This is a genomic window from Beijerinckia sp. 28-YEA-48 (assembly GCF_900104955.1).
Taxonomy (GTDB): Bacteria; Pseudomonadota; Alphaproteobacteria; order Rhizobiales; family Beijerinckiaceae; genus Terripilifer.
In genome coordinates, this window is the sequence record NZ_FNSI01000001.1 from 346,049 (window position 1) to 371,684 (window position 25,636).

Genomic DNA, 25,636 nt, shown 5'->3' on the forward strand with positions numbered 1-25,636 from the left:
TCATGGCCACGCAGCAGTCCAGCCTGACATCTTGGTCCTGGCGTCCGCTTGTTGTGCCGCTGGCGCTGGTCGCGGTCTGGGGCGCTTATAGCCTGGTGCGCGGAGCCGGCGATACGGGGACATTCACCTCACCTGAAGCATTCGCCTCGGCGGTGGTGAAAGACACGGCGAGCGGCTTCTTGCCGGCAGCGATCGCCGCGACTTTGGCACGCGCCATCACTGGCTTTCTTGTCGGGGCCGGTGCCGGGCTTGCGGTCGGTTTGGCCATCGGGCTTTGGCGCCCGGTTGATCGCCTGCTGTCGCCGACCATCGACAGTGTTCGTCAGGTGGCGCTCTTCGCCTGGATTCCGCTGCTCAGCGCCTGGCTCGGCAATGGCGAAGCGATGAAAGTGACGTTGATCTCGCTCGGTGCGTTTTTTCCGGTGGTGCTTGCCACGGCTGTCGCCTGCGCTAACGTCAGCCGGCACTATCTGGAGGTGGGGCAGGTTCTGGAATTGTCGCGCCGCCAGGAAGTGCGCAAGATCATTTTGCCTGCCGCCGCGCCAGCCATCATTACCGGCCTTGAGCTGGGTCTCAATATCGCCTGGCTTGGGACGATCGGCGCCGAATATCTGATTGGCACCGGCTATATCAACGGCATGGGCGATGGGCTTGGCGCCTATCTGGCACAGGCGCGCGAATACGCCCGCATGGATCGTATTCTCATCGGCGTGATCTCGCTGGCGCTGGTCGGGTTGGCGCTTGATCGTCTCGTCTCGTGGTCATCAAGAAAGGTTTTCCCGTGGCATCGGCAGTAACCATTGGCGCGGCGGAAGCAGGCGTCGAGATTCATCAACTCTCGAAATGGTTCGCGGTGGATGATCATCGCGTGCAGGCGCTCGACCGGGTATCTCTCACTGTCGAGGACGGTGAGTTTCTGACTTTGCTCGGCCCAAGCGGCTGCGGCAAGTCCACATTGCTGCGCATGCTGGCGGCCCTTGATGTGCCTGATGAAGGGGATGTGGCCGTTTACGGCGCGCGGGTGGAACGCCCGTCGCTGTCGCGCGGCATCGTCTTCCAGGATCATCGGCTTTTGCCTTGGCTCACCGTGCGTGAGAACATCGGGCTCAGTCTGCATAAGTCCGGCCTGTCGCCGCAGGAGCAGGACGCGCGCGTTTCCGAACTCATTGCGCTGGTCGGGCTCACGGGGTTCGACAGGGCCAAGCCCTATCAACTTTCTGGCGGGATGTCGCAACGCGCGGCGATTGCCCGGGCTTTGGCGCCACGCCCGCGCATTCTGCTGCTCGACGAACCGCTCGGGGCGCTCGATTCCCTCACACGCACGCGCCTGCAGAATGAGTTGGTGCGGTTGTGGGAGACGGAAGGCATCACCATCGTCATGGTGACCCATGACGTGGAGGAGGCGGTCTATCTCTCCAGTCGGGTAGTGGTGATGGAGCCACGTCCGGGGCGTATCCAGTCGATTGTCGATATCGATCTGCCACGCCCGCGCAAGCGCACCGACGTGCGTCTCGTGACGCTGCGCGAGCAGATTTTGGCGAGCCTCGAATGACAATACCGGAGCTGCTGCATCGCCTGAGCGACGTGGTGAAGATCTGGTATGACAGGCAAGCGTTGCAGGCCGATTGGGAATTGGAGCGTCAGATCCGGCTGGCGTTTCCCGAAGATGCGGCCGACATGGTCGCATCGCCTTTTGGTTCCTCGGCGGCGCGGGCGATCAGAGGCTTGTGGCCGCGCGCCGATCTCGCCCAGGCGGATATTACTCCGCAGCAACAGCGGTCGGCTGCACCTGTTCCTGCGCCGCCAGCCGGCTCAACACCTGACGCATCATCAGACCAGGCCGATCGCTGCGGAAGCTGAACTCGCGATAGTCATCGCTCTCTGTGGTGACGATCTCGGAGATCCAACCCAGGGCGTCGACGTCTTCGACATAGGCCGCATGGGAGGCCTCGTAGAGGAATTTGCTGGCCGCTTCGTCGTCGAGGCCGAAGTCACGACTGTTGAACCACCAATAATGCAGGGTGTTCTGCGTCTCCGGCGTGAAGACGTGCAGAATGTTGACGCGGAATTCCTCACGTTCATTGGCGACGGGTTCGGACACGGTGATCTTGGCCAGTGCCAAATGACCGGCTGGGCCAAAGAACGAGGCTTCTGACAAACGATCGACCATGCGGCCTTCGAGCTTCATGGGCGTGCCGTAAATGCCGGGGGGGAGCGAGTTCTTCAGCTCTCGGCGCAGGGAGACGCTGTCGCCGTTCTGGCTGACTTCCAAAGGCGAGGTCGCCCATTCTGGTGTGCCGACGGAACCTGCATGCAGGAAGGTGAAATGGGTTTGGTCGAGCAGGTTCTCATGCATGGCGACATAGTTGGAGCGCATGCTGAACGAACCGGAGACCGTCTTCCAATTGGGATCCGAGAGGAAGCTGAAATCGGGGATCAACGCGGGATCGGCCTTTTCGGCATCGCCCATCCAGATCCAGACCAGCGGCGCTGTTTCAATGACCGGAAAGTGCCGGATCTTGATGTTGGCGCCGGCACTGGGGGCGCTTGGCACATGCAGGCAACGGCCGCTGCCATCATAGGTAATGCCGTGGTAGCCGCAGACGATCGTGTCGTCTTCGAGCCGGCTCTTTGATAACGGGAAAGACCGGTGCGGGCAGCGATCATGCAGGGCCGAGATCGAGCCGTCGCGCTTACGGAACAGCACCACGCGGGTCTCAAGCAAGGTGCGCGGCAGCAGATCGCGTCCGGTCTCACTCGATAGGCCTGCGATGTACCAGGCGTTGCGGATGAGTGGGGTGGTGTGATCGGCGTGCTGACGTTGCGGGGCTGTCGTGCTGATCATGATCGGGCTCCCTCGTTGTGCAGTTGGGATCCCAATTAGATTGAATTTGGGATCCCGTCAATGCGATTTATTCGCTTTAAAGGCGGAGTTTTCCAATTTTTGTATCCCAAATCGCGCGCCGAGATGACGGTAGGTCGGTTTTCCTTGGTCCTTTCTGTAAGTTACGGTATCCAGTACAGCCATGCTGTTGTCCGCCTTCGGAGTGGGAAGCATGCTCGGGATCCAATTCGAGGGCCTATGAAGCAGGAAGCAGATGTTTTGCAGCGGCTGCGGGACATGATCTTGCAGGGCGATCTGGCGCCGGGCCAACGGGTGCCGGAAGCGCATGTCGCGGCGCTCCTAGGTCTCTCGCGGACGCCGGTGCGCCAGGCGTTGCCGGTGCTGGCCAAGGAAGGCTTGCTGGTAGCCGCGGGCGCGCGCGGCTTTGCCGTGCGGGCGTTCACCAAGGCCGAGATCGCGGAAGGGGTCAACGTCCGTGGTTTGCTGGAGGGCTATGCGGCCCATGCGCTGGCGCAGCGCGGTGTCGATGCTGACACGTTGGCGCATCTGCAAGTTCTGCTAGCGCAGGGCGATGCGATCTTTGCCAAGCGTCACTTGGTGGCGGCGGACGAGCGCGCTTATGGCGAGATGAATCGGGCATTCCATGATGCGATTGTCGATGCGGCCCATCTGTCCATCGTCAAAGGACTGCTTGAGACGTTGAACCGCATCCCCTTCGCTTCACCTGAGATGATCGCCTTCGATCGGCTCGGTCTTGATGAAATGTATGACGCGCTTTGGTATTCCCATCGCCAACATCATCAGATCGTCGATGCGATTGTGGCCGGGGAAGGGGCGCGGGCGGAAAACTTGTTCCGCGAACATGTCTACAATCAGATGTACAGCATGTCCTTGCGTGGCACGGACAATCGTCGTTCGCCAATCGCGCGGCTTGAACCGCAAGAGGTGGTCGAGAAGCGTGCGCGACGGCCGCGTAAGAGCAAAGCGCAAGAGCCGCTCTAGCTATCTCCCGCCCCGGTAGAATTACCGATGTGTTTTTTAAGCGCGTTGGATCGTGATACCTTGCACATTGGATGACGTAATTCAGTCGTCACAATTCCCCGGCATGTGCCGATGATCGACCACGAAAAAGGGGAAGTGCCATGCTGAAAGCTATTTTGACCAGCGCCATTATTCTTGTCGGAACGTTTGCCGCCGGCGCGCAGACCATCGATAACAGCGCGCTCGACAGTCCTGACTTCCGCAAGCACGCGCGTACATTCGGCCTCGTCTATACCCTACCGGAAGCGGTCAATGAAAAGCTTGCCTCGACGATCGGCGGTATGCTGCGTGAGGATCTGCTGAATGCCGGTTTGTCGACCGAAGCGCAGATGTTCAACATTCCCCATGTCACCGTCGTCCACATCCACAATGCGGATCCGACGACGCCGGAGAAAATGCTGAAAGCCCTGCCGGCCTTGCCGGGCCGGCTCGATGTGACATTGAAGACTTTCTATACAACCGAGGCGGCAAAAGACGCTGGCCGGCCCTGGTGGCTTGATCTGGGAATCGTCAAGGAAGGCCAGGACTACGAGAAGATGATGGCCTTCAGCGTCACCGCCACGGCGGCCCTGGCGCCGCTGCGTGACGGCCCGCTGCCGCGCGTCACGGGTCCTGTCTATGCCAAGATGGGTGAGGCCGCGAAGAACCTCGTTAAAACCATGGGCGTGAGTGGCGTTAATATCATTCAGGACGGCAAGGCGACGACGTCGCACAATCCGCATAACACCCTCGTCTACAGCATGGCGCCCTTCACGCCTGCTATTCAGGCGGCGATGAACGAGACCGCGAAGAACTTCAATCAGGTTCTGCCTGACGGCATCAAGACCACCTTCCGCACGGTTTCGATCGTTGAACTCGCCTTCGCCGGAAATGTATTGCGCGAAATCTATCGCATCAATCTGGACGATGGCTCGGTGCTGGAATTGGCGACCGGCAAGGCGATGAAGTTGGCGAACAAGTAACGCTCATCCTCCTTCAAAGTCTGTTTCAACTATGCCGCCGCTTCGCTTGCGAGGCGGCGGTTGCTTTTTGTCGGTTGCCTCCGCGTCAAAAGTGGAGCTGGCGCTTGACGCTTATTTTATTGTCTGACAATCTTTTTGTATGACAATTTTGGCCGCTGTGGCTGCTGTCAGGTTCGGCTTGCTTGGAGGATTTTCGATGATCGGTCCGCGTGCTGCCTTTTTGATGTTGGCTGCCTCATTGATATGCAGTGTGCCTCTGCCCAGCCAGGCGCAAGAGCCAACGCTCATTCGCTTCGGGCGACAGACCGCTGCGGAAGACAATTTGTGGCTGATGATTGCCAAGCCAGAACTATCGCCAGAAATAAACAAGTCCTACAAAGTGCAATGGACGCAGTTCCGTGCTTCGGACATGGCGTTCAAGGCTTTTGAGGCCGGACAGGCTGATATCATCACCACCAATGCTAATGCGGCGATCACGGCGGCCACGAAGGGCCTCGACATGAAGATCATCGCGACGCTGAGCCGTGAATCCAACGCGGCCGCGAAGACCTATTTTCTCGTTCGTAAAGATGGGCCGGCCACGATCGCTGAGATGAAGGGCAAGAATATCGGCATTATCGGCTATCGCACCGGTGTGGAACTATGGGCACGCCAGGCGCTGAAAACGGGTGGCCTCAACCCTGACAGGGATGTGACCTGGAGCGTCGTTCCTTTCCCTGCGATGATCGAAGCGATCAGGGCTGGTAAAATCACCACCGGGCCGCTGCCGGAGATTTTTGCGACCAACGAGCTGCGCAAGGACGAACTGCGCGTGCTGTTCACCTCAAAAACCGGCGTGCCTTTTGACGAAGACCTTATTGTCGTTCTGGTGCGCAATGACTTTGCCCGCGCGAATCGCAAAGCCATTCAAGCCTTCGCGCAGGATCTAATCGCGACGTCCACTTATTACGACTCGCATCTGAAAGAGGCGCGGCAGGCATTGTTGGATGCCAAACTGGTGCCGCTGCCGCCAGATGTCTATCTGAATATGCGCGAATATGCTCGCGATCCGAAGCTTCTGCCTAATGTCGAGGCCTTGAACAAGCAGCAGGATATTTTGTTCGATGCCAGCTTTATAGACCAGAAGCTCGACGTCAACGGGCTGATCGATCGCTCCTACTTCGATGCCGCGACAACGGACGCACGATAAGAGGATGAAGTATCTGCATAGCTGCACGGCGTTTCCGCGAACTGGATGAGATTGTCGATCAACTATAATCTCCGCTCCACACAAGAAATTTTGGAGGAGCGCCGATATGTTGAATTTGGACGGCAAGGTCGTGTTGATTTCGGGAACGGCTGGTGGTCAGGGGCGGGCGGCAGCGCTGCAATTTGCCGCCGCCGGCGCCCGGGTTCTGGGCGGTGACGTCAAAGCCGATGAGGCGGAGGAAACCGTCGCTATGGTGCGCCGTGCCGGCGGTACGATGGAAAGCCTGCATCCCATCGATGTCTCGACACCAGAGGCAGCCAAACGTTGGGTCGATAAGGCGATCGAGGCATGGGGCTCTATCGACGTGCTCTACAACAATGCCGGTCAGATGCGCGCCAAGGGGCCGTTCGCCGAGACCTCGATGGAAGATTGGAACGCGACCCTTCTCTATGAGCTGACCATGCCCTTTGTGTGCACGCGGGCCGTGTGGCCGCATTTCGTGCGCCAGGGCGGCGGCCTTGTCATCAATACAGGCTCGATCTCCGCCCATCTGGAATTGATGCCGCTGCGCAGTTGCGCCCATGGCGCGACCAAAGCCGGCCTACTCGGCCTCACCCGCATGCTGGCGGCTGAGGGCGCGGCCCACGGCATCCGCGCGATCAGTTTGAGCCCTGGTGTCGTCCGTTCTCCGGCGACGGCGCGTTTCTGGTCCGGCGAGGATCCGCAGCAAACGGCGGTCGGTGAGGCGCTGGTGCGCAAAATCCCTTTGGGCCGCGAGGCATCGTGCGAGGAGATCGCGAGCGTCGCTGTTTTCCTTGCCTCGCCTATGGCCGCTTACATCAACGGAACCGATATTCTCGTCGACGGCGGTTTGCTTGGTGTTGCTCATCATCCTTACATACCTGCGGCCGGGAACGCTTCGTCGGTTACATGACGGGTGGGGCTGCCTTGTCCCAGAAAACGAGCCGGTCGCGAGCGAAAATCAGCAGACGGTCCAGCACGAAGCCTATCAAGGCGATCATCAAAAAAGCCGCCAGCGCCCGCGCATATTCGAACGACGACGTGGCGAAGGTGATGAAATAGCCGAGACCGCGGCTCTCGCCGATGATTTCGGTAACCAGGGTGACGATCAGGGCCACCGGCAGCGCGATGCGCAGGCCGGTGAATATGGTTGGCGCGGCGGCTGGAAGCAGGACGCGAGTGGATATCTGCCAAGGCGAAGCGTTCATGTTGCGCGCCGCCCAGATCAAGGCTTTCGGCGTGGCGCGGACACCAGCGTAAACGTGGATGGCGATGGGGTAGACACATTCGAGGAAGATCAGTGCGACCTTCGATCCCGTGCCGAGGCCGAAAACGAAGATGAAGATCGGATAGAGGGCAATCTTCGGCATCGGATAGCCGAAGCTGAAGATCGGCTCGATCAGAGCTTCAGCCCGCCGGGAACGGGCCATGGTCCAGCCGATGGCTAGCCCGACGATGGCGGCCAGAGCAAAACCGATGAAGGCCCGCATCAACGAAATGGCCGCATGGTAAGGCAAGTCGCCATTGAGCGTGTAGCGCCAGAACTGAATGAAAATGGCTTCGAGGCTCGGAAACAGGCGCGGCGAAACGAGGCGGAGGCGACTGGCCAGTTCATAGAGGGCGAAGGCCAGAATGATCGAATAATTGCGGGTGATCGCATGGGAGAGGTTTGTAAGAGCGTTCATCGCCGGGCCTCCGTGCCGAGCTCCTGGCCGACGACGATATGCCGGCGTGCCAGCAGCAAAAGCCTATCGGCGGTAAAGCCGATAATGCTGATGGCGAGAACCGCGACATAGACGAGGTCGAACCGCATGCCCTGTTCGGCGAAGACGACGAGATAGCCGAGGCCTTCGGAGGAGGCGACGAGTTCGGCGACAAACATGACGACGAAGGACAGGGCGAGCCCAATGCGCAGGCCATTGAAAATTGAAGGCAAGGCCGCCGGCAGAACGACCCGCCGGATGATCGTGGTGGGCGATGCGCCCATGTTGCGAGCGGCCCATATCCAAGTCTTCGTCGTAGATCGGCCGCCGGCCAGGGCGGCGATATAGACAGGATAGAAAATCGAGGTGGAGATGATGACGATCTTCGACAGATCGCCGAGCCCGAACCAGGCGAAGACCATCGGCAAAGCGGCGATTTTGGGAATGGGATAGGTCAAGGATACCAGCGGCTCGACGAAGCCCTCAACCGGACGCAAAGTTGCGGCGGCGAGGCCTGTGAGCACACCAACGCTGGCGCCGAGAACATAGCCGGAGAGGGCGCGCTTCAGACTGGCATAGCTGTGATAGAAGAGCTCGCCACTCACCAGCATGTGCCAGGTCTCTGTCAGAATAATCGATGGAGGCGGAAGGTAGGCCGGCAACCAGTCAAACCAACCAGCGCCTTGCCAGATCAGCAGCAGAACGGCTGGAATGATCAGGCCGACGCTGGTCTGGCGCCACTGGCGTGGCATCAGCCGAATTCCTTGCGGGCTTGTAGAACTTCGTCGCGCAGCAAGTCCCAAATCTGATTGCGATATTCGAGATAAGTGGCGGTTTTCTTCACCTCGATGTCGCGGGGGCGGGGCAGATCGATGCGAATATCGGCCTTGGTGCGGCCGGGGCGGGCAGTGAAGACGATCACGCGATCGGCGAGATAGATCGCTTCCTCGATATCGTGCGTGATAAAAATGGCGGTGCGCTTGAAGTCGTTGAGTAGGCGCTGCAGTTCTTCCTGCATCAATTCGCGGTTCTGTGCATCGAGAGCGCCGAAAGGCTCGTCGAGCAGCAGGACTTCTGGATCGAATGCCAAGGTTCGTGCTATGGCGACGCGCTGCTTCATGCCACCCGACAGTTCGGCTGGATAGTGATCGCGGAAATGGGTGAGACCAACTTTGGCAAGCAGCATATCGGCGACAACTTTACGTTCCGCGCGGCTGCGGCCCTGAATCTCTAGCGCCCAGGTGATGTTATCGGCGACGGTGCGCCAGGGATAAAGCGCATATTCCTGAAACACGACTCCACGATCGGGCCCCGGCTTGGTAATCGGCCGACCATCAATAGAAAGGCTTCCGCTTGTAGCACGCTCGAAGCCGCCGAGAATGTGCAGGAAGGTGCTTTTACCGCAGCCCGAGGGGCCGACAATCGCAATGAACTCGCCACGTGCGACGTCGAGATTGAAATTGTCGATGGCGGTCACCGTACGTTCGGCACGGGAGAAGCTCTTCATCAATCCTTGCACGCGGATGAGCGGTGTTGCCTCACGCTTGATTTGATCGACGCCAGGGTGGTAACACGCGTGCGGCGGATCGAGCTTCATCGTGGCCGTCAAGGTTTCGGTTCTCCGGTGAGCGCGAGAGACTTACCGGAGCTTCGGATTAAATGGTGAGGCTGTCAATATTGTCTGACAATTTTGGGTAGGTGGAATTTCTACCTCAGCACATTCTGGTGTCATGGCAGATTGAGCCGATGAAAGCGCCATCCTGCCTAAGCAAGCATCAGTCCTCTGTCAGGCAATCTAAGTAACCGCCATCGCGATGGATAGAATGCGATAGGAGGAAGGCTAAGTGCCTGCGCATCATCTGATGCCGTGGGCGGTATTCAATCGTTTTGCTGACAAGCCGGCAGCTTCCAGATCATCGGTGAGATGTTCAGCGATGGTCGGCAGCATTTGCATGCGGCCGAAAGCAGCGCGCACATCAATTGCGAATTCGGGAAATTCGCGTTCGAGATAATCGATCCACTTTTTAGCGGCGGAGCCATTTCCCTGCTGATGCAGGGCGACGATCCGCGCGATAGCGCCCAGTGGTGTCTTGGCGATCGAAGCTCGAAAGGCGTGACGTTTAGCCTCGAGTTTGTCGCCGTTACGATAGGCGTTGAGGAAATAATAGAACTCGAGCCAGCTAGCATGGTTGTCGGCAATGGCCGACACTTCATTGAGCAGGTTCATGCCGGTGGCGAAATCGCCACGCAAAATGTAAGCGCTGCCAACGCGGCTGCGGATTTCCATCGAATACGGATTGAGTGTCAACGTCCGTTTGGCTGCGGCGAAGGCCTCGCTAAAACGACCATCGTAGAAGCGAGCTAGAAACAGGGCACGGTGAGCTTGGGAGGAATTCTGGTTAAGTTCGACCGCTGTGTTGGCGGCTTGCAGGGCGCCTTCGAGGGCGCTTTCCTGTGCTTCCCCGGTCGGATAGCCTTTGAGATGGCCATCGATGAGCATGGCGGCCTTGAGTGCTTGGCCCAGGCTCGATTTCGGATTGGCGGTGACGGTGCGATTCGCGCAATCAAGCACCTGTCGAAAGGTCGTTGAAGAGGGGGTGTTGAAATATTGATAGCCGTCGATGCTACAGGCAAAACCAACGGTGGTCGCGTCCGACGGCGGCATGCGGTTGTAGCGATCGGTGAATACGACGCCATAGGTACGTCCAAGAACACTGGCGACCTTTGAGACGACCGGGCGACGTCCGTCGCCGGTGAAATTGAGCGGCAGATTGCGGAAGGCCTGGGTCCATATCACCTGGTCGGTGGCGGTGTGCAGCAGGCGAAAGAGAATCGCCAGTTGTCCCTCCATCTCGCTGGCATAGGCTTCGAGGCGATAGTCTGTTCGCCGCTGTACCTGGCCCGCGCCGAAATCATAGACGCGTAGGAAATCAAAGCCTGCCAGAGCGGCGAGGATTTCTACATTCAGTGCGTGTGCCTGGGCGGGTTTGAGCAGCCCGGCATCGAATTGTAGCGGCGCGATCGAAATCGACGGCGCCCGCTCCCAGGCCGTTGTACCGATCTCGATCTCGTCGTCCAGGTAGGATTGTGAAAGGAGCGGTGAAAACGCCAAGCCGACGATGCCCATAAGGAGAACGAGGCCCAATGCGGCCAAGGCCGGCAAGGGAAGATGGCCTCGCTTTAGGCTGGCCGTAGGTCGATCTGTTGAAAGAACGCTAGAAGATAAGGGCAGTGCGGGCTGCTGGCGGGCGATGAATTGGGGTACATAAGACCCCTTGGGGAGTTGGATCTCGAACGGACTGACGTTGGGGTTTCTGGCGTAGTGAATGGCCAGCAGCCGGCGCAGACGCGTGGCTTCGACACGAACCAAGGAGTTGGTTTGCGGGTTGAAACTCTCGTTGCGGCCGAACACGCTGAGCGCAATCGCATAGGCCTTGAGGCGGACGGCACGGCCCTCCAACGTCTCCGTCACGATATAGCGCAGGAAGCGCGAGAGACCGTCCGAGGCTGTGAAAGCTGGGTCGCGCAATACATGTTCAAGCGCGGCCAGAACCTGGGCCTTGTTCGTCTCCTCCTGCGAATCCAAGGACGAATCCCCCTTTGTTTCGGCTTGGGAGTCTCGTCCCTTGACTGCCAAACTCTAGCAGAGCTGATCGTGTAGCGATAGTTCCGCCATAGGTTTGTCGAGAGTCTAGTTTATTGAAACGAAAGGGTTTAACGGGTTTCAACGCAGGTTAGCACTAGTTATAGCCTACCACCGCTCAACCTCCCCTCCGCAAGCTCTTCCGACCCGGGGGCAAAGCGCCGGGCGCCCTGATCGCGTGACGCGATCGGAAAGCAAGCCGGAACGAAGCCCGCCACGAAGTGGGTAGAGGCCAGAGGAGAGCAAGGTGAATTCATTCAAGATGGCGCTGGTGGGCGGCGCCGCTTCATTCACATGCGTGGTTGCGGGTGTATCCATCGCTATGGCGGCCGATCTGCCGTCGCGCAAGGCCGCGCCCGTTGAATATGTCCGGGTCTGCGATGCCTATGGCGCGGGCTTCTATTGGATCCCTGGCACCGACACCTGCCTGAAGGTCGGCGGTCGCGTTAGGGTCGATGCCTGGTACACGCCAGCCAAGAATGCGGTCGTGCACCGTTCGACGGCGGGTGGTGGCATTGCCGCCAACACCTTTGTCAGCTCGAATGCGGTTGACCAATATGGTTGGTATGCGCGTGGCATCATCAACATGGATGCGCGCACTCAGTCCGCCTGGGGTACGGTGCAGACTGTTTTTGCTTTACGTTTGCAGAGCGCTTCCGGCCTCGCCAACACCCCGCCGGGCTATACTGGCGGTATTTTTGCCGCGGGCAACGCGAGCAGCGCGACCATCGAAGCGGCTTATATCCGCTTTGCTGGCTTCACCATCGGTCAGGCAGCTTCCAACTTCACCTTCCTGCCGCCGCTCCAATATCACACGATGTGGACGGCTGGCTTCCCCAACGGCATCCGCCAGCTCGCCTATACGGCGACGTTTGGCAGAGGCTTCTCAGCGACGATAGCGTTGGAAAACCGCGCTGAACTGACCAACGGGCAGCGGCCGAACACGCTTGGCGCCAATCCATTTACCGCCACGGCGGCGACTGCCATTGGCGGCCCGCAGCGTTTGCCGGCGATTGTCGCCAATCTGCGCGTCGATCAGCCGTGGGGCGCCGCGATGGTGTCCGGCGCCATCATCGAGAACACGGCCAACTTCAGCAATGCGCCGTTGGCGGTCATCGGAAATGCCGGTCCGCTCGTGCGCCATACGGGGTGGGCGGTCAGCGGTGGTCTGCGGATCAATCTACCGATGTTGGCTGCTGGCGACAGTATCCAGGCTTGGGCGGCCTATGGAGTGGGCGCGCTGAGCTATGTCACCAACTCGGGCATCAATTCGAACCCACCCGTGTCTGGCAGCTTCCTCGGTGGTTTCCTGCGCAATGACCGCGATCTGACGATGTTCTGCGCCAATGCGGCCTGTACTGTCGGTGGCGTTGAGCAGACCCGGGCGTTCAGCCTTGCCGGTATCTTCACTCACTATTGGACGCCATCGCTGCGCTCGCACTTGATTGGCTCCTATGTGCAGATCACACCGGGGAGCGTGACCCGGGCAACCTCTTGGGCTAACGGCGGCCTGTCGCGCGCTACCGTGTGGAACGTCATGGGCAGTCTCGTCTGGTCGCCGGTGCGCAACTTCGATATTGGCGTTGAACTGTCCTATGCGCGCCTGAACCAGAGCCTGCCGCTTTCGGTGCCCGTCGGCCTTGGCACGTTGGCTTCGGTCAGCCCGAACAATTGGACAGGCCGTATGCGTATCCAACGCACGTTCTGATCAACCTCTTCCGGCTGGAGCCTCCGCAAGCGGCCGGCCGGAAAGACCGCTCCTCGTGACACCCGGGCTTTCGGCAAGATTGAACAGCCTTCGTCAGTCCGCTCCCTCTGAGCAGCAGATTCGGGACAACAGGAACGGTAAGAACTCAAGCCTCGGCGATAAGCAGCGCCGAGGCTCTTTTTATGGCCGCAGTGCATCAAAGATGGCGACCGCCATCGACGACGATTTTGATGCCGGTGCTGGCCTTCAGATGTGTCACGCAAGCGGTAATGGCCGCCGCAACATCGTCGGGTTCGATGACCCGGCGCAGCGGCGCGGATTTAGCGCTGGTCTCGAGAGCTGCGCGATCCCGCCCCGGAACGAAGTCTGTGGCGACGGCGCCTGGCGATACACTGAGGACGCGGATTTCTGGGCCAAGGGCGCGGCCGAGTGACATGGTGATGTTATCGAGCGCGGCTTTCGAAGCGCAATAGGCGACATTGCTCCCGGAAGCCGTGAAGCCGGATACGGACGAGACGTTGATGACAACGGCGTCGCCTGAGGCGCGCAGCAACGGTGCCAGAGCGCGGATGGCCGAGTATGGTCCGCGCACGTTTGCCATGAGAATTTGTTCGAACAGGATATCGTCGAGCTTGTCGAGATCAGCGTGCGGAATGGCGCGTGTAAAGCCGGCTGAATTGACCAAAACGTCAACTTTGCCAAATCGTTCCCTTAACTGTTCGGCGAGAATCGCGAATGTCTTGGGGGCTTCGAGCTGAACGCGCGCGATCGCGTGATCAGCTTTTGGTAGCGAGTCTATGAGAGCTTGCGCGCGTTCCTCACCATTGTGATAGCCGACGACGACGCTGGCCCCGAGCGCGGCGAAGTGTCGAACAGCAGCCGCGCCGATCCCGCTGCTACCGCCGATGACAACGATGACTTTGCCGGTCAGTTCCATAGATCATTCTCTCTGTGCTTATGGGCCGACATCTAAAGCCGAATGCCGGCATTCGTTGCAATCTGCTTCCATCTGGCGATATCGGCCGCGATGAACTGGTCGAACTCCTTTGGCGAGGAACCTATTGGTTGCATGCCGAATTGTTCGGCTTTCTTTTTGAATTCATCTGATTTGACGAATGTGGTGATATCTGTCGCCAATTTTTCCACGTGCTCCGTCGGCGTTTGCTTGGGCACGATCAAGCCGAGGATAGAGCTGACCTCGTAGCCGGGCAGTGTCTCGCCGATACAGGGGTATTGGGGAGCGGTTGGAATGCGCTGCCCATTGATAACGCCGAGAATCTTGAGAGATTTATCTTCCACATAAGGCCGTACTGAATGCCAGAGATCGAACATGAGCGGCACTCGTCCTGCCAGAACGTCGGTAAGTGCCTCGGTGGCGCCGTTGTAGGGCACGTGTTGCAATTTGATTTGCCCGGCTCGTTGCAACAGCTCCGCCGCCATGTGCGGCGCGGTTGCTATGCCAGGCGTCGCATAAGCCAGCGGATCTGGCATTGATCGTGCCGTCTTCAGCAGACCTGGAATATCGCTGGCGGGAAAATTTGGATGAGCTGCCAGGACAAGGTAGGATGAAGCAAGTTGCGTCAAGCCGCGCAGATCCGTGCTTGTGTCAAACGGCATCTTCTCGCGCACGGCGGGATTGATCATATAGGAACTCGTGACGACACCAATCGTGGTGCCATCTGGCTCTGAACGCGCGACGAAAGTGGTGCCGATCATCGAACCCGCGCCTGCTCGGTTTTCAACGATAGTCCCGGCGGGCCATTTGCCGCGCATCGCGTCGGCGACAATTCGTGCCAATACATCGGTTGGGCCGCCTGGGCCGAAAGGGACGACAAAGCGAACGATGCGCGCAGGAACGACGTCCTGGGCGATGGCGGGCGTCATCAGGCCGGCTGTGCTTGCTGCCGAAGCTTTGAGAAATGTACGACGATCGATCATAGCCCACTCCCATTGGGTAGATGTGTTCGTGCGGAGCCGGCCCTGTCAGACCCATCCGGCTCGCACGTTTTGTTGGTCTTCAGAAGCCGCGTTGTGGCGGCGTACCGTCATAGTGCCAGGTCTTGATCGGCTTGTTCTGCATGATTGCCGTCAATTCGCGCGTGAATAGCCGGCGCAGGATGGCGATGCAGACGTCAGATGCGCCCAGACGTTCTCGGCTGCGATCGGCAATCGCACCTTGGCCAAGCTGGGCAATCGCGTCTTCGATAAAGACGAAACGAGGATGATCTTTATAATCCGCCAGGACCTTCTTCCCCGATAGGACAGCTTCCGCCACTTCGCGGATTGACGGCGCCGATTTGACGAACTGGCGAACCTGTTCGCGAATGGCCCAATACTCATTGAGCTGTTCTTGCGGCACGTGGACCTGGCGGGTCGAGAATAGGATATGGTTCTCATCGTCGGTCGGCACGAGAGTGAGATAGCTATCGCGCCAGCCGCCGATCTCCTTGCCATTGGGTGCGCGCTGCGGGGGCAGGAATATCCGCATCGTGTTGGGGAAGATGAGATGAGCCGCGCGCTCCGGTCCACCGGAAATTGATGTGATGCGCGACATACCGTAGTCGGTTTCATGGGCAGATAGTTTGGGCAGTTCGACCGTGCGCTTCAGGTCATCGTGAGAGCCGCCGCCGCTGTGGACAAAGGCGAGATGCACCTCGTCGGCGAAGTTTTCATAGGTCTGGAACCAATTGCAGGGAAATTCGGTCACCAGATTTTCGATGATGCCGCCGTCGGAAAACGGATAGGGCGGAAAAGCCGGTGGCTCGCCAGGGCCGAAATAGCCATAGATCAGGCCGTGATATTCGCGGGCGGGAACGCCGCCGATGCTGATGTCTTTGTGGGGGCCAGGCGGATTTTCAGCCGGCCGCTCGGTACAGGCGCCAGTGCCGCTGTACTTCCAGCCATGATAGAAGCATTGGATCTCTTCGCCGCGCACCCAGCCCGTCGACATTTGCGTGCAACGATGCGCGCAGCGATAGCCGACAATGTAAGGTGCGCCAGATTCGCCGCGATAGAGCGTGAACTGCTCGCCCATGATACGGATCGGTTTGGCGGTGCCGATGGCGAGATCACGCGAAGCGTAGACGGGCTGCCAAAAGCGACGAAGAAATTCGCCTCCAGGTGTGCCGGGGCCGGCGGAAGAAAAGTCCATCAATTGTGACTTCCTGCCAAGAGGCTTGCGGTCGCTCGCCTTGTTATCGCTTTGCATTTGCTGGCTCTCAGCTTGCACGATCCGCTCCCGCGCTCATGTTTTGAATTAGTCCGAGTATAGGGAAGCGAGAGGTCTTGAGAAGAGATCGAGCCTTGCCATCTGCAGCGCCATTATTATCGGAACTGTCATAGATCGCAGGCATACCCTTGGCATTTGGCCAAAGCTCAGGGCGATATCGGCCGAGCGGGTCAGCTGTTCTTTGACGCCGCTTTCAGGCTGTCGACGAATACTTTCTCAAGTTCTGACAGTTTGCGCGAAGCGAGCCGTGCAACGCAGACCGTTGAGGAGACGTTGTCGCCGCCGACCGGTAGAACTTTGAGATCGCGCGTCGACTGTTCGAACCATTTCGCCAAGCGCGATGACATGGCTGTGAGATACTTGCCGCTTTTTAGAAATTCGATGACGTAGTGCAATTCCATTGTCTCGACGACGACAGGATTGAGCTGCCCCGCACTGACCCGCAGATTGCGCTCGACGGTTCGACGCGTCGATGTTTGAACTGGCGTAAGGACCCAAGGATAGTCGGAGAGTTCTTTCCAGCCGAGCCGCTTGCGGCGTGCGAGCGGATGGTTTGCCGCGGAGAGGACGGAAATATGCTCTTCGTACAAGGGTTCTGCGACGAGATCTTCGCCGAACTGTCTGACGTCGAGATGGGTCAGCAGCAGGTCGCAGCGACCGCGCATGAGATCTACGACAAGCGCGTCGGCAAAATTGCTGTGAAAATGTACCACGAGCTTGGGTGCGACGGTTCGCGCCCGATCAGTGGCTTTAGCGAGTATGCGCGGCGAAAAAGCTCCGATGATGCCGACATTGAGCGATCCCAGGTCGCCACTGGCGATGGCATTGAATTCCGCCTCGGCTTTGTCGAGCTGACTTAGGACCTGCTCCGCATGCCAGGCAAGATTTTGCCCCAATGGCGTTGAATTGAACTGCCGGGTGGTGCGTTCAAAGAGCTTGGCGCCAAGCAGGGTCTCGGTTTCCGCGAGAGCTCGGGAAACAGCGGATTGAGACGTATGGAGGACGGTGGCACAGCGAGCGATACTGAGTTCTCGGGCCAGAACGCTGACAAGCCGCAGCTGTTTGACTGTCAGTCTTTGTTTGAATTGCACTGGATCGACCCTTTGTCAGCCTCTTCTCTATCTTTCGGTTTAGTGCCCCTGTCGTCAAGGTGTCCGATGTTCTCGCGCCATCGTTGACGCTACTACGTAAAACCGTGTTTCATGATCGTGTCGCGGCGCGTTCTGCGACGAGCGGGGGCGGGTATGGCTAAGAACATCGTCATCTGTTGCGACGGCACCGGCAACGAGATCGGCGAGACGATGTCGAATGTACTCAAACTTTTTCGCATCCTCACCAAGACTGCGCGGCAGCGCGTCTATTATAATCCCGGCGTTGGCACGATAGGCCAGCAGAATGCCTGGCAGCGTTTCAAACAGCAGGCGCGCGGTGTGTTCGGGCTCGCCACGGGCTACGGGCTCGATGATGACGTTTTGTCGGCCTATCGCTTTCTGTGCCTTAATTACGAAAGCGGCGACAAGATCTATCTCTTCGGTTTCAGCCGGGGCGCTTATACGGTGCGGGTGCTGGCAGGCTTCGTCAATGTCATCGGCCTGTTGCGGCCTGATCAGCTCAACCTCGCGCCTTATGCTTTCTCGGCTTATAAGAACTCCAGTTCTCGCGATGGTAGCGTCCGGCCAAATGGTGACGCGGGCGATGATGAGCAAAACGGCGCGCCGTCTGTGTCCGTGGATCCTGCGCTTGCGGCTGCCTGGCATTTCAGCCGGGTCGCTAGTGCCTATTCTGTGCCTATCGAATTTATCGGCGTGTGGGATACCGTGGCCTCCATCATCGTGCCTCGGTGGGACCGGCTGTCGCTTGGCTTGCAGGCGCTCCGTTACACGCGCACAAATCCGCGCGTGAAGATCTTTCGTCAGGCGATTGCCATTGACGAGCGGCGACGCATGTTCCGCCTCAACGTCTGGACAAAGCGGCAGATGTTTCGGCCCAATCCTTTCGATGCCACTTCGGAAATTGCTCAGGATATTCGGGAAGTCTGGTTTTCTGGCGTGCATGCCGATGTCGGCGGTGGCTATCGCGAGGTCGAAAGCGGTTTGTCGAAATTTCCATTGCTGTGGATGATCGAGCAGGCCGCCGCCGCTGGGGTTATCGTGAATCGCGCGATGGTCAATCATCTGGTGCTGGGACGGCCGCGCAAAGGGAGCAATCATGTTTATGTGCCGCCGTCCGCCACTGCGGCTCTGCACGATTCAATGACGATGGCCTGGCGCCTGCTCGAATACTGGCCTAAGAACGTGCGCTGGCGTGAATGGCCGCTACGACCGGTTTTCGCAGGCCTTTATCTGCCCCGAGCCGAGCCACGTCCCATTCCCGATGGCGCGTTGATCCATCGTTCGGTTCTTGAGCGGCGTCGGCTTATGCCGGATTATCGCCCCGAAAACTGGAACGACATTCACGAGGTCGAGGAGGATTCGGCCATTGATAGAGGTGCGGTAGGAGCGGATGAAGGCGATGAGACGCCTTGAAGCAGCCACGGGAATGCCGCTGACTGCGATTTGAGGAAGCGAGGCAGGATGGCTACGCGTGAACAGAGGTTGGCTGATTTCACCACGGAAGGCATTCCGCCGGAGAAGGTGTCATGCCAACTGCTCTGCGAAGATCACGTCGGCACTTATATGCTGCCCTTTGTCTGCCAGTTCCATCAAGGGCAATGGGTTAACGAGAAAACCGGATTGCCGATCGACGCCAAGGTCGTCGGCTGGCGGCCGGCGGGGCGCAGTGCGCCCGCCATTTAAGGCGCATTAGCGGGTCAACACCGTGACCCGGCTGATCGCGGCGGCAAAGCCCTCCAGCGACAGGGAATAGACCATCGGCATGCCGTTATCGGCGCGCGTGGCGAGGATTTTCAGCGTCGTTCCCATGCGCAGTTTATCGGTGGTGGCGGAATCGAGTTGCAGGGATACGAGGCAGCCAGCGGGCCCGCAATGGCGCACACGCAGGGGGCGGCCGATCGGCCGGTCATCGACCTGCAAGCTGGCGCCTGCCTCAGCCTGCAGGTCAAAGGGCAGGGCCAGGGTGCCGGTCAGTGTATTGCCCGCTGCTGGGATCAGTTCGACGGCGAGAAAACGCTGTCGCTGGGGGCCGGCCTGTTGCTGCGAGGCGACGCAGCGACGGGGGCCCGTCTGTGATGAGCAGAGTACTTGCCAATTCTCGAAGGTTTCGTTGAGCGACTGGGCTAAAGCAGCGAAGATTGTGGAGGACGATTGCGCGATGACGCAACCGGCGATCAGCGCGGCTATCCCTGCGGAACGGATAATGTTTCGTGTTCTTGTTTTCATGCGTAGGCCCCCTGGTAGTCTTTTGCAGTCCAGTTATAAATTTTTCAATAAAATCGGGAGTTTACGCATTCTCTAGGTTGTGATTCAAATACTGCTCGAGCTTTAGCTATTAACGCTACATTTGTTAAACCAAATGCGCAATCGCTCCACACTAAAATGCAAGGGTATACTTACTGATACTGGGGGTATTGTTAAGACCGAACGAATCGATCGTGACGCGAACGTCGGGCCGGGGGTGGGGGTATGAAACCGTTCGATCTTTCGAGACTGCGGCAGTCCTGTGTCGTTTCTATGCCCTTAATGGGATTGGTCTTGCCGGTGGTTTTCGCGCCCGGTGAGGCAGTGGCGGCCTGTAGTTCGACCGCTCCGACCACCGGAACCACGGTGACGTGCGACACGTCGGCGCCCAATCCATGGACCACCGCTATTCAGGCCGCAGCCGCCAGTAGCAATGTCACGGTCAACGTGTTGTCTGGTGCGCAGCTGACGGTGAATGGCGCCAATGCGATCGGTCTGTTCACGTCGAGTAGCGCAACGAACAGCGGAACGTTGACGATCAGCGGCAATGGCAGCACCGGAATTTATGCCGAAGGCGACGGCAATCAGCTGACCAATGCGACCGGCGGTCTCATTCAGACGTCGAGCGCAAACGTCAATGCCGTTGCGGTGATCGGTAACGGCAACGCGCTGCTCAACAACGGCACTATCACCACGCAGAACGGCCAATCGCGCGGCCTTGCCGTGTTGATCGCGAACCCGGGCGACAGCAGCAATGGCAATACGCTGACGAATAACGGTTCGATCACGACCCAGGGAACGCAATCGCACGGCATGTATGTGCAGACCGGCAATGATAGCGTCTTCGTCAACAATAGTACGATCACCACCAACGGTGGTGGCGCGCGCGCGATCTATTCGACTGGCGCGCGGGCGTTGATCACCAACAACGGCACATTGTTGACGACGGGCTCGAACGGCGGTGGTTCTGTCAATAATACCGTCTACATGCAGGGCAGTTCGAACCACCTCATCAACAATGGAACGATCGAGGCGCGCGGCGCCAATGCCGATGCTGTATTTTCCAATACTGCGGGCGCCAATTTCTCGGCGTTGATCGAAAATAATGCAGGTGCGAAGATCATTAGCGCAGCGGGGCCGGCGATCCGCACGCTCAACGGCCCGACGACCATTATCAACGCGGGCCTGATCAGCGGTCTTGAAGCGATCCGCGGTGGAAATGGTAATGTAACGTTTCGCTTGCAGACCGGCTCGCAGGTGATCGGAGCGGCCAATGGCGGCGCCGGCAACAATGTGGTGGAGCTCGAAGGCACCGGCCGGGTCGACAATCCGTTCACCAATTTCGGCACGATGCGGATGAACGGTACGGCCTGGACCTGGGCTGGCACAGGCGATTTCCGTGATGTGTTCATCAGCTCCGGCGCGTTGACGCTGGAAAATAACGTCACCGGAAATATGAACATCGCTGCCGGCACGCAGCTTCTGGCAGGCAATGGGTTCAATCCGTCGATTGGTCCAGCACCGGGCGCGCCACCGATTACCGTCACCAATGCCGGCACGATCGATCTCACCAACGGTGGGGCACCGGCAGCTAATAGCCTGACCATCAATGGCAACTATGTTGGTCAAGGCGGTATGCTCAATCTGCGCAGCGTTCTTGCCGGCGACGGCGCGGCGTCTGATCGGTTGATTATTTCTGGCGGCACCGCTTCTGGTTCGACAGGCGTGTCGGTGGCCAACTTCAATGGCGCTGGCGCAGCCACACTGACCGACGGCATCATGCTGGTGCAGGCGACGAACGGTGCTTCTACGACGCCCGGCGCCTTTTCGCTCAATGGCGGCTCGATCTCCGCTGGCGCCTATCAGTATTATCTGTTCCATGGTGGCGTCTCGGCGGGGAGCGCCCAGAATTGGTATCTGCGTTCGACGCTGGTGACGCCGCCCCCGTCGCCTGACCCGTCGGTCCCGCCGACACCGATCCCCGAGCCGGCACCGGGCACGCCGCCACTGCCGCCGGCACCACCGCCGGGCTCGGCGCCTATTCCGCTCTTCCGCCCCGAGGTCGCGCTCTACTCCGCAGTGCCGCAAGTGGCGCGCGAGATGAGCCTCGCCATGCTCAGCACTTTCCATCAGCGCAACGGTGAGCAGGCTTTAGTGCGTGCTGGAACGGTGACCGGTGATGGTCTCACTTTGCCGACGGTGTGGGCACGGGTTTTTGGCGAACATACAAATTTGCGCTGGTCGGGCGCGACCTTGCCGCAGTTCGATGGTCGGATCAGCGGTTTCCAGGCTGGGCTGCAGCTTCTCGGGGTCGACTATGGCGGCCATCGTGATGTCTTCGGCGCGTTCGCTGGTTATGCGCGCGCCTCGGGCGGCGTGCGTGGCTTTGCGTCCGGCTTCGTCGGCCTGCCGGTCGGGCAGCTCGGGCTTGAGAGCAGCAGCGTCGGCGCCTACTGGACACATATCGGTCCTGGCGGCTGGTATGTCGACGGCGTGTTGATGGGGGCGTGGTACAGCGGCAGCCAGACATCTTATCGCGGCATCGGTGCGCAAACCAATGGGCGCGGTATCACGGCTTCGCTCGAGACCGGCTATCCGATCGCGTTGCCTGGTAACTTGACCCTTGAGCCGCAGGCGCAATTCGTTTGGCAGCGACTGCAGTTCGACGCGACGCGTGATGCGGTGTCTTATATCACGCAGAAGCCGGTCGATGCTGCGATGGGCCGGGTTGGCGTGCGCCTGCAGGGGCAGTGGGAGGTCGGCTCGGCGTTGCTCATGCCCTATCTACGGGTCGGCTTGCGCCATGATTTCCGCGGCACGGATCTGCTGGTGTTCGATGGAATTGACGCGATACCGACTCGGCGTGGTGGGACATCGGCGGAAGTCGGCGGTGGATTTGTGCTGCGCATGAACAAGATGGTCAGTGCCTTTGCGACCGCCGATTATCGGGGCGGTGGCGGCGGTACCTATCGTCGTAGCTACGGCGGTACGCTGGGCTTGCGCGTCAGCTGGTAAAGAAAAGGGCGGCGTTGCCGTCGCCCTTCGCTTTCAAACTCATTCGCTGTTCAAGACTGAGGCAGGCGACCGCCGGGGGTATATTGATCGACCGCCGACGGCAGAACAGTCGACAGGCGCTGCAGAATTTCTTGCTCCGACATGCCCGTCGCCTGAGCGATGGCTTTGGTGATTTCGGGGCCTAATACGCTTTGCAGATTGGGCGGCGAAATCTCTTCGTTCTGGCCGGTGCCAACCCAGGAGTCAGCGACCTTGCCTTGACCATTGTTCTTGAATTGCTCGATCAGTTCGCCGAGCCCGCCGGAGAGGAGACCACCTGCGCCCGCGGCGCCGCCAACGCCGGCCAGCAATTTGTCGAGACCGGACAGGGGACCAGCGGACGGCTGGCCGGGGGCGCTTGCGGTTTGCCCTGGCGGTAGGCTTTGCGGCTGTTGGCCCGGGATCTGACCCGGCGCTCCGCCCTTGCCGAAGTTATTGATGATCTCCGCGATCTTGTCGCGGTTCTGGTAGCCAGCTACGGCCAGCAGGCCGAGCAGAGCGGTGAGGGAAGGGAAACCACGGGAGGCCATCGTTAAACTCCTTGTCTACGTACTCTGTCTACTGTGCTTACAATTGCGCCTGTCACATGCGGTGATCTATCCTTTGGCGCATCGCTTACTGGCATGTCGCTGCTACGCGACATTTCTATGACCGTGTCAGGCCCGTCGGCCAGCGACCATGCCCCACAAGACGAGCACAATAATCGCGCCGACGATCGCGCCGATGAGGCCAGCACCCTGGCCAGCCTGATAAAAGCCCATTGCTTGGCCGAGAAAGGTGGCGGCAAAGGCGCCGACGATACCCAGAATGGTTGTTAGGATGAAGCCTTGCGGGTCATTGGGGCCGGGGACGATGAACTTCGCGATCACGCCGGCAACGAAGCCGATGATGATGGTCCAGATAATGCCCATGCGGAGACTCCCTTTATCCTTTTGTCACCCGAATGCGGCGGGTGCGCCGATCGGCAAGGTGGCACGCCCAAGCTACGTGCGATAGTGGGCTGACCTCGGATTCTTAGAATGCGGTCGTAATGGCGACATGACAAGAGAGACGATCGGACAAGCCGGAAACAACGCTGGATGGTTATTATGGTTCCGACGCGGATGAATCAGGGTGACATATGACTTTCGTCATAGGTTTGTTTTGCCTTTGTCACGAGATTTACTGATCGTATGGCTGGATTTGTCGATCATGCCTGTGCGTATTATTGATCTGGCCGCGAGATAATCCTATCGTCCCTTGCCGCCGCTCGTGGCGCTTGCGATGATGCACTGCCTTTTAAGGAGTCAAAGACATGGGTATCTTCAGCCGTATCGCTTCCGCCATTTTCGGATCTCCCGCCAAGGCGGACGAAGCTCCGGCCAACCCGGCTGCGGCAGGCGGCGCGCCTGCTGGCGCGACCGTTGCTCAAGCTGGTGGTGCTGCCGCTGGTGCTGCTACCGCAGCGGCGCCGATGACACTCGACCAGGTCCAAGCGTTGATCGCCAAGATCGCGGATAGCTCTGGCCATTCGAACTACAATTGGAAGCAGTCTATCGTCGACCTGATGAAGCTGCTCAACCTCGACTCCAGCCTTGCTTCGCGCAAGGAGCTGGCTGAGGAACTTGGCTATAAAGGCGCACTCGACGGTTCCGCTGAAATGAACCTGTGGCTGCACAAGCAGGTCATGGAAAAGCTGGCGGCCTCCGGCGGTGTCGTGCCCGATAGCCTGAAATAGTCTTTCGCAGCACAGCTATAATAGCAGCCGGCGTTTGCGAACGCCGGCTGTTTTCGTTCAAGCCTCCAACGGGCGCGTTGGTAATGCCTGCGCCAGAACATCAAATTCCGCCGGCCAATCCCTGCGCCATTGTTGTTTGGTTTCTTCATCGATCCAGGCGCCGTCGATGCCGTTGAGCATGAAGTTTTTGAGATCGTCGATAGCGAAGCCGAAGTGGCTAAACATCAGTTCCCAAGCTTCGCTTGGGTTCACCTTATGAAGGGTGGGGTCATCAGTATTGGGATGAATCTTGAGGCCGAGCTGCGGCATGCGTCGGATCGGATGGAGTTCGGCCCATTGTTCAGGCGGTAGGGTGCGCATGTAGTAGGAATTGGTCGGTACGACCGTGAATACGAGGCCGCGTGCGGCGCAGCGCGCGGCGAAATCAAGATTGTCGACGGCCGTATAACCATGATCGATGCGATCGACTTCTAGAAGATCGACCGCCGTTTCGACATTGCGCCAAGGCATGCCGAATTCACCGGCGTGGGCTGTCGTGCGAAAACCCGCAACGCGAGCTTCGCGATAGGCTTTCCAGAAGAGTTCGGGCGGACGATCGTTTTCGCGATAGTCGATCCCGATGCCGGCCACATGGTCCGAGCGATTTTGCTTCATCCATTCGACGAAAACGACGGCCTCTTCCGGGTCTGCCTCGCGATCGATACTGGGAATGAGCTTTGCGGTGATGCCGAAGTCTTTGTGTGCATCCTCGATGGCGGTGACGATGGCTCGTTGCGCGTCGGCATAGGGAATATGAGAGACGCGCACTGTACCCGTGGGGTTCCAGAAGAATTCCGCGTGACGCACGTTATGGTCGGCAACATCCTCAAGATATTCATAGGCCAGCCGATGCAGATCGTCGGCTTTGGTCAGGATATATTCGTCGAGGGCGCGTAAGACGCGCAGCACGCCGATGGGCTTCTCGCCACGGGTATAAAAAGCTTCCATCTCCTCGTCGGTGATCGGTATGGGCTTGCGCTTGGCGAGTTCAAAAAATGTATCGCGCCGCACCGCGCCGAGGAGATGGCAATGCAGCTCGACCTTGGGGATGGCCTTGAAGAAGGCGCGATGAGCATCGGTGATGACGATGCCGGTGCGGGAGGGCGGAACGTTGCCGGGACTGTTCATG

General features: G+C 59.1%; 24 protein-coding genes. 11 read left to right on the forward strand and 13 right to left on the reverse strand.

From position 1 onward, the window contains the following. The first annotated feature begins 2 nt into the window (after positions 1-2). Both BLW50_RS01545 and BLW50_RS01550 read left to right on the forward strand, forming a co-directional pair. The gene (locus BLW50_RS01545; RefSeq protein ID WP_090696524.1) at positions 3-797 is read left to right on the forward strand and encodes an ABC transporter permease; all 795 of its coding nucleotides are present in this window, start codon (positions 3-5) and stop codon (positions 795-797) included. After that, positions 782-1,552: an ABC transporter ATP-binding protein gene (locus BLW50_RS01550; RefSeq protein WP_210186014.1), complete on the forward strand. Its 771-nt coding sequence runs from the start codon at positions 782-784 to the stop codon at positions 1,550-1,552. The genes BLW50_RS01545 and BLW50_RS01550 overlap by 16 nt, the downstream gene beginning before the upstream one ends. A 207-nt stretch (positions 1,553-1,759) precedes the next feature. Here the strand turns inward: BLW50_RS01550 and BLW50_RS01555 are convergent, their stop codons facing one another. Next, complete coding sequence (locus tag BLW50_RS01555) at positions 1,760-2,845, reverse strand: aromatic ring-hydroxylating dioxygenase subunit alpha (protein WP_090696526.1); 1,086 nt, start codon at positions 2,843-2,845, stop codon at positions 1,760-1,762. A gap of 237 nt (positions 2,846-3,082) precedes the next feature. On the opposite strand from BLW50_RS01555, the gene BLW50_RS01560 reads away from it, so the two are divergent. The 4 genes from BLW50_RS01560 (at position 3,083) to BLW50_RS01575 (ending at position 6,971) form a co-directional block, all read left to right on the forward strand. Beyond that, positions 3,083-3,847 carry a GntR family transcriptional regulator gene (locus BLW50_RS01560; protein ID WP_090696529.1) on the forward strand — a complete coding sequence of 255 codons (765 nt, stop codon included), beginning with the start codon at positions 3,083-3,085 and terminating at the stop codon, positions 3,845-3,847. Positions 3,848-3,987: 140 nt separating this feature from the next. Next, complete coding sequence (locus tag BLW50_RS01565; RefSeq protein WP_090696531.1) at positions 3,988-4,848, forward strand: hypothetical protein; 861 nt, start codon at positions 3,988-3,990, stop codon at positions 4,846-4,848. 157 nt (positions 4,849-5,005) lie between these two features. After that, positions 5,006-6,037 (forward strand): ABC transporter substrate-binding protein, encoded by a 1,032-nt coding sequence (locus BLW50_RS01570; RefSeq protein WP_244544429.1) that lies wholly within the window; start codon positions 5,006-5,008, stop codon positions 6,035-6,037. Between the two features lie 106 nt (positions 6,038-6,143). Continuing rightward, a complete protein-coding gene (locus BLW50_RS01575; RefSeq protein WP_090696537.1) occupies positions 6,144-6,971 on the forward strand; it encodes an SDR family NAD(P)-dependent oxidoreductase in 828 nt (275 codons plus the stop codon). Here the strand turns inward: BLW50_RS01575 and BLW50_RS01580 are convergent. From BLW50_RS01580 to BLW50_RS01595, 4 genes are all read right to left on the reverse strand, one after another. Then, positions 6,964-7,743, reverse strand: a complete 780-nt coding sequence (locus BLW50_RS01580; RefSeq protein ID WP_090696539.1) for an ABC transporter permease — start codon at positions 7,741-7,743, stop codon at positions 6,964-6,966. The genes BLW50_RS01575 and BLW50_RS01580 overlap by 8 nt on opposite strands. Beyond that, entirely contained in the window at positions 7,740-8,513 is a 774-nt protein-coding gene (locus tag BLW50_RS01585) for an ABC transporter permease (protein WP_090696541.1), read from the reverse strand. The genes BLW50_RS01580 and BLW50_RS01585 overlap by 4 nt, the downstream gene beginning before the upstream one ends. Next, positions 8,513-9,370 carry an ABC transporter ATP-binding protein gene (locus BLW50_RS01590; RefSeq protein ID WP_244544105.1) on the reverse strand — a complete coding sequence of 286 codons (858 nt, stop codon included), beginning with the start codon at positions 9,368-9,370 and terminating at the stop codon, positions 8,513-8,515. The genes BLW50_RS01585 and BLW50_RS01590 overlap by 1 nt, the downstream gene beginning before the upstream one ends. 246 nt (positions 9,371-9,616) lie before the next feature. Further along, positions 9,617-11,173 (reverse strand): tetratricopeptide repeat protein, encoded by a 1,557-nt coding sequence (locus BLW50_RS01595; protein WP_139267418.1) that lies wholly within the window; start codon positions 11,171-11,173, stop codon positions 9,617-9,619. A 478-nt stretch (positions 11,174-11,651) separates the two neighbouring features. Between BLW50_RS01595 and BLW50_RS01600 the strand changes: the two genes are divergently transcribed. Continuing rightward, the gene (locus BLW50_RS01600) at positions 11,652-13,112 is read left to right on the forward strand and encodes a porin (RefSeq protein WP_139267419.1); all 1,461 of its coding nucleotides are present in this window, start codon (positions 11,652-11,654) and stop codon (positions 13,110-13,112) included. A 196-nt stretch (positions 13,113-13,308) separates the two neighbouring features. Here BLW50_RS01600 and BLW50_RS01605 read toward each other — a convergent pair whose 3' ends face one another. From BLW50_RS01605 to BLW50_RS01620, 4 genes are all read right to left on the reverse strand, one after another. Beyond that, positions 13,309-14,049 carry an SDR family NAD(P)-dependent oxidoreductase gene (locus BLW50_RS01605; protein ID WP_090696553.1) on the reverse strand — a complete coding sequence of 247 codons (741 nt, stop codon included), beginning with the start codon at positions 14,047-14,049 and terminating at the stop codon, positions 13,309-13,311. 32 nt (positions 14,050-14,081) lie between these two features. After that, positions 14,082-15,050, reverse strand: coding sequence for a Bug family tripartite tricarboxylate transporter substrate binding protein (locus tag BLW50_RS01610; RefSeq protein ID WP_090696556.1), 969 nt, complete (start codon positions 15,048-15,050; stop codon positions 14,082-14,084). 79 nt (positions 15,051-15,129) lie between these two features. Continuing rightward, the gene (locus BLW50_RS01615) at positions 15,130-16,263 is read right to left on the reverse strand and encodes a Rieske 2Fe-2S domain-containing protein (RefSeq protein WP_170849926.1); all 1,134 of its coding nucleotides are present in this window, start codon (positions 16,261-16,263) and stop codon (positions 15,130-15,132) included. Between the two features lie 248 nt (positions 16,264-16,511). After that, positions 16,512-17,432: a LysR family transcriptional regulator gene (locus tag BLW50_RS01620; RefSeq protein ID WP_090696560.1), complete on the reverse strand. Its 921-nt coding sequence runs from the start codon at positions 17,430-17,432 to the stop codon at positions 16,512-16,514. Positions 17,433-17,585: 153 nt separating this feature from the next. Here BLW50_RS01620 and BLW50_RS01625 point away from each other — a divergent pair, with 153 nt between their 5' ends. Together BLW50_RS01625 and BLW50_RS01630 are read left to right on the forward strand one after the other, a co-directional pair. Continuing rightward, complete coding sequence (locus tag BLW50_RS01625) at positions 17,586-18,866, forward strand: DUF2235 domain-containing protein (RefSeq protein WP_090696562.1); 1,281 nt, start codon at positions 17,586-17,588, stop codon at positions 18,864-18,866. Positions 18,867-18,914: 48 nt separating this feature from the next. Further along, on the forward strand, positions 18,915-19,136 hold the full coding sequence (locus tag BLW50_RS01630; protein WP_090696566.1) for a hypothetical protein: 222 nt from the start codon (positions 18,915-18,917) through the stop codon (positions 19,134-19,136). Between the two features lie 6 nt (positions 19,137-19,142). Here the strand turns inward: BLW50_RS01630 and BLW50_RS01635 are convergent, their stop codons facing one another. Next, the gene (locus tag BLW50_RS01635) at positions 19,143-19,679 is read right to left on the reverse strand and encodes an invasion associated locus B family protein (protein ID WP_090696568.1); all 537 of its coding nucleotides are present in this window, start codon (positions 19,677-19,679) and stop codon (positions 19,143-19,145) included. Between the two features lie 318 nt (positions 19,680-19,997). On the opposite strand from BLW50_RS01635, the gene BLW50_RS01640 reads away from it, so the two are divergent. Next, complete coding sequence (locus tag BLW50_RS01640) at positions 19,998-22,712, forward strand: autotransporter family protein (RefSeq protein WP_244544430.1); 2,715 nt, start codon at positions 19,998-20,000, stop codon at positions 22,710-22,712. 50 nt (positions 22,713-22,762) lie between these two features. On the opposite strand, the gene BLW50_RS01645 is transcribed toward BLW50_RS01640, so the two are convergent. Both BLW50_RS01645 and BLW50_RS01650 read right to left on the reverse strand, forming a co-directional pair. Continuing rightward, on the reverse strand, positions 22,763-23,281 hold the full coding sequence (locus BLW50_RS01645; RefSeq protein WP_090696574.1) for a YidB family protein: 519 nt from the start codon (positions 23,279-23,281) through the stop codon (positions 22,763-22,765). A 126-nt stretch (positions 23,282-23,407) separates the two neighbouring features. Next, the gene (locus BLW50_RS01650) at positions 23,408-23,662 is read right to left on the reverse strand and encodes a GlsB/YeaQ/YmgE family stress response membrane protein (protein WP_090696576.1); all 255 of its coding nucleotides are present in this window, start codon (positions 23,660-23,662) and stop codon (positions 23,408-23,410) included. 383 nt (positions 23,663-24,045) lie between these two features. Between BLW50_RS01650 and BLW50_RS01655 the strand changes: the two genes are divergently transcribed. After that, the gene (locus BLW50_RS01655) at positions 24,046-24,468 is read left to right on the forward strand and encodes a DUF3597 domain-containing protein (protein ID WP_090696580.1); all 423 of its coding nucleotides are present in this window, start codon (positions 24,046-24,048) and stop codon (positions 24,466-24,468) included. Between the two features lie 57 nt (positions 24,469-24,525). Here the strand turns inward: BLW50_RS01655 and add are convergent, their stop codons facing one another. After that, positions 24,526-25,635 carry an adenosine deaminase gene (gene add / locus BLW50_RS01660; protein WP_090696583.1) on the reverse strand — a complete coding sequence of 370 codons (1,110 nt, stop codon included), beginning with the start codon at positions 25,633-25,635 and terminating at the stop codon, positions 24,526-24,528. Position 25,636: the final 1 nt, after the last annotated feature.

Bases quoted from the DNA above. Each gene is read 5' to 3' on its own strand.
- BLW50_RS01580 (WP_090696539.1), bottom strand. From the start codon at position 7,743: ATGAACGCTCTTACAAACCTCTCCCATGCGATCACCCGCAATTATTCG.
- BLW50_RS01585 (WP_090696541.1), bottom strand. From the start codon at position 8,513: ATGCCACGCCAGTGGCGCCAGACCAGCGTCGGCCTGATCATTCCAGCC.
- BLW50_RS01645 (WP_090696574.1), bottom strand. From the start codon at position 23,281: ATGGCCTCCCGTGGTTTCCCTTCCCTCACCGCTCTGCTCGGCCTGCTG.
- BLW50_RS01625 (WP_090696562.1), top strand. From the start codon at position 17,586: ATGGCTAAGAACATCGTCATCTGTTGCGACGGCACCGGCAACGAGATC.
- add (WP_090696583.1), bottom strand. From the start codon at position 25,635: ATGAACAGTCCCGGCAACGTTCCGCCCTCCCGCACCGGCATCGTCATC.
- BLW50_RS01605 (WP_090696553.1), bottom strand. From the start codon at position 14,049: ATGGAACTGACCGGCAAAGTCATCGTTGTCATCGGCGGTAGCAGCGGG.
- BLW50_RS01610 (WP_090696556.1), bottom strand. From the start codon at position 15,050: ATGATCGATCGTCGTACATTTCTCAAAGCTTCGGCAGCAAGCACAGCC.
- BLW50_RS01560 (WP_090696529.1), top strand. From the start codon at position 3,083: ATGAAGCAGGAAGCAGATGTTTTGCAGCGGCTGCGGGACATGATCTTG.
- BLW50_RS01630 (WP_090696566.1), top strand. From the start codon at position 18,915: ATGGCTACGCGTGAACAGAGGTTGGCTGATTTCACCACGGAAGGCATT.
- BLW50_RS01650 (WP_090696576.1), bottom strand. From the start codon at position 23,662: ATGGGCATTATCTGGACCATCATCATCGGCTTCGTTGCCGGCGTGATC.
- BLW50_RS01615 (WP_170849926.1), bottom strand. From the start codon at position 16,263: ATGGACTTTTCTTCCGCCGGCCCCGGCACACCTGGAGGCGAATTTCTT.
- BLW50_RS01555 (WP_090696526.1), bottom strand. From the start codon at position 2,845: ATGATCAGCACGACAGCCCCGCAACGTCAGCACGCCGATCACACCACC.
- BLW50_RS01545 (WP_090696524.1), top strand. From the start codon at position 3: ATGGCCACGCAGCAGTCCAGCCTGACATCTTGGTCCTGGCGTCCGCTT.
- BLW50_RS01655 (WP_090696580.1), top strand. From the start codon at position 24,046: ATGGGTATCTTCAGCCGTATCGCTTCCGCCATTTTCGGATCTCCCGCC.
- BLW50_RS01575 (WP_090696537.1), top strand. From the start codon at position 6,144: ATGTTGAATTTGGACGGCAAGGTCGTGTTGATTTCGGGAACGGCTGGT.
- BLW50_RS01565 (WP_090696531.1), top strand. From the start codon at position 3,988: ATGCTGAAAGCTATTTTGACCAGCGCCATTATTCTTGTCGGAACGTTT.
- BLW50_RS01635 (WP_090696568.1), bottom strand. From the start codon at position 19,679: ATGAAAACAAGAACACGAAACATTATCCGTTCCGCAGGGATAGCCGCG.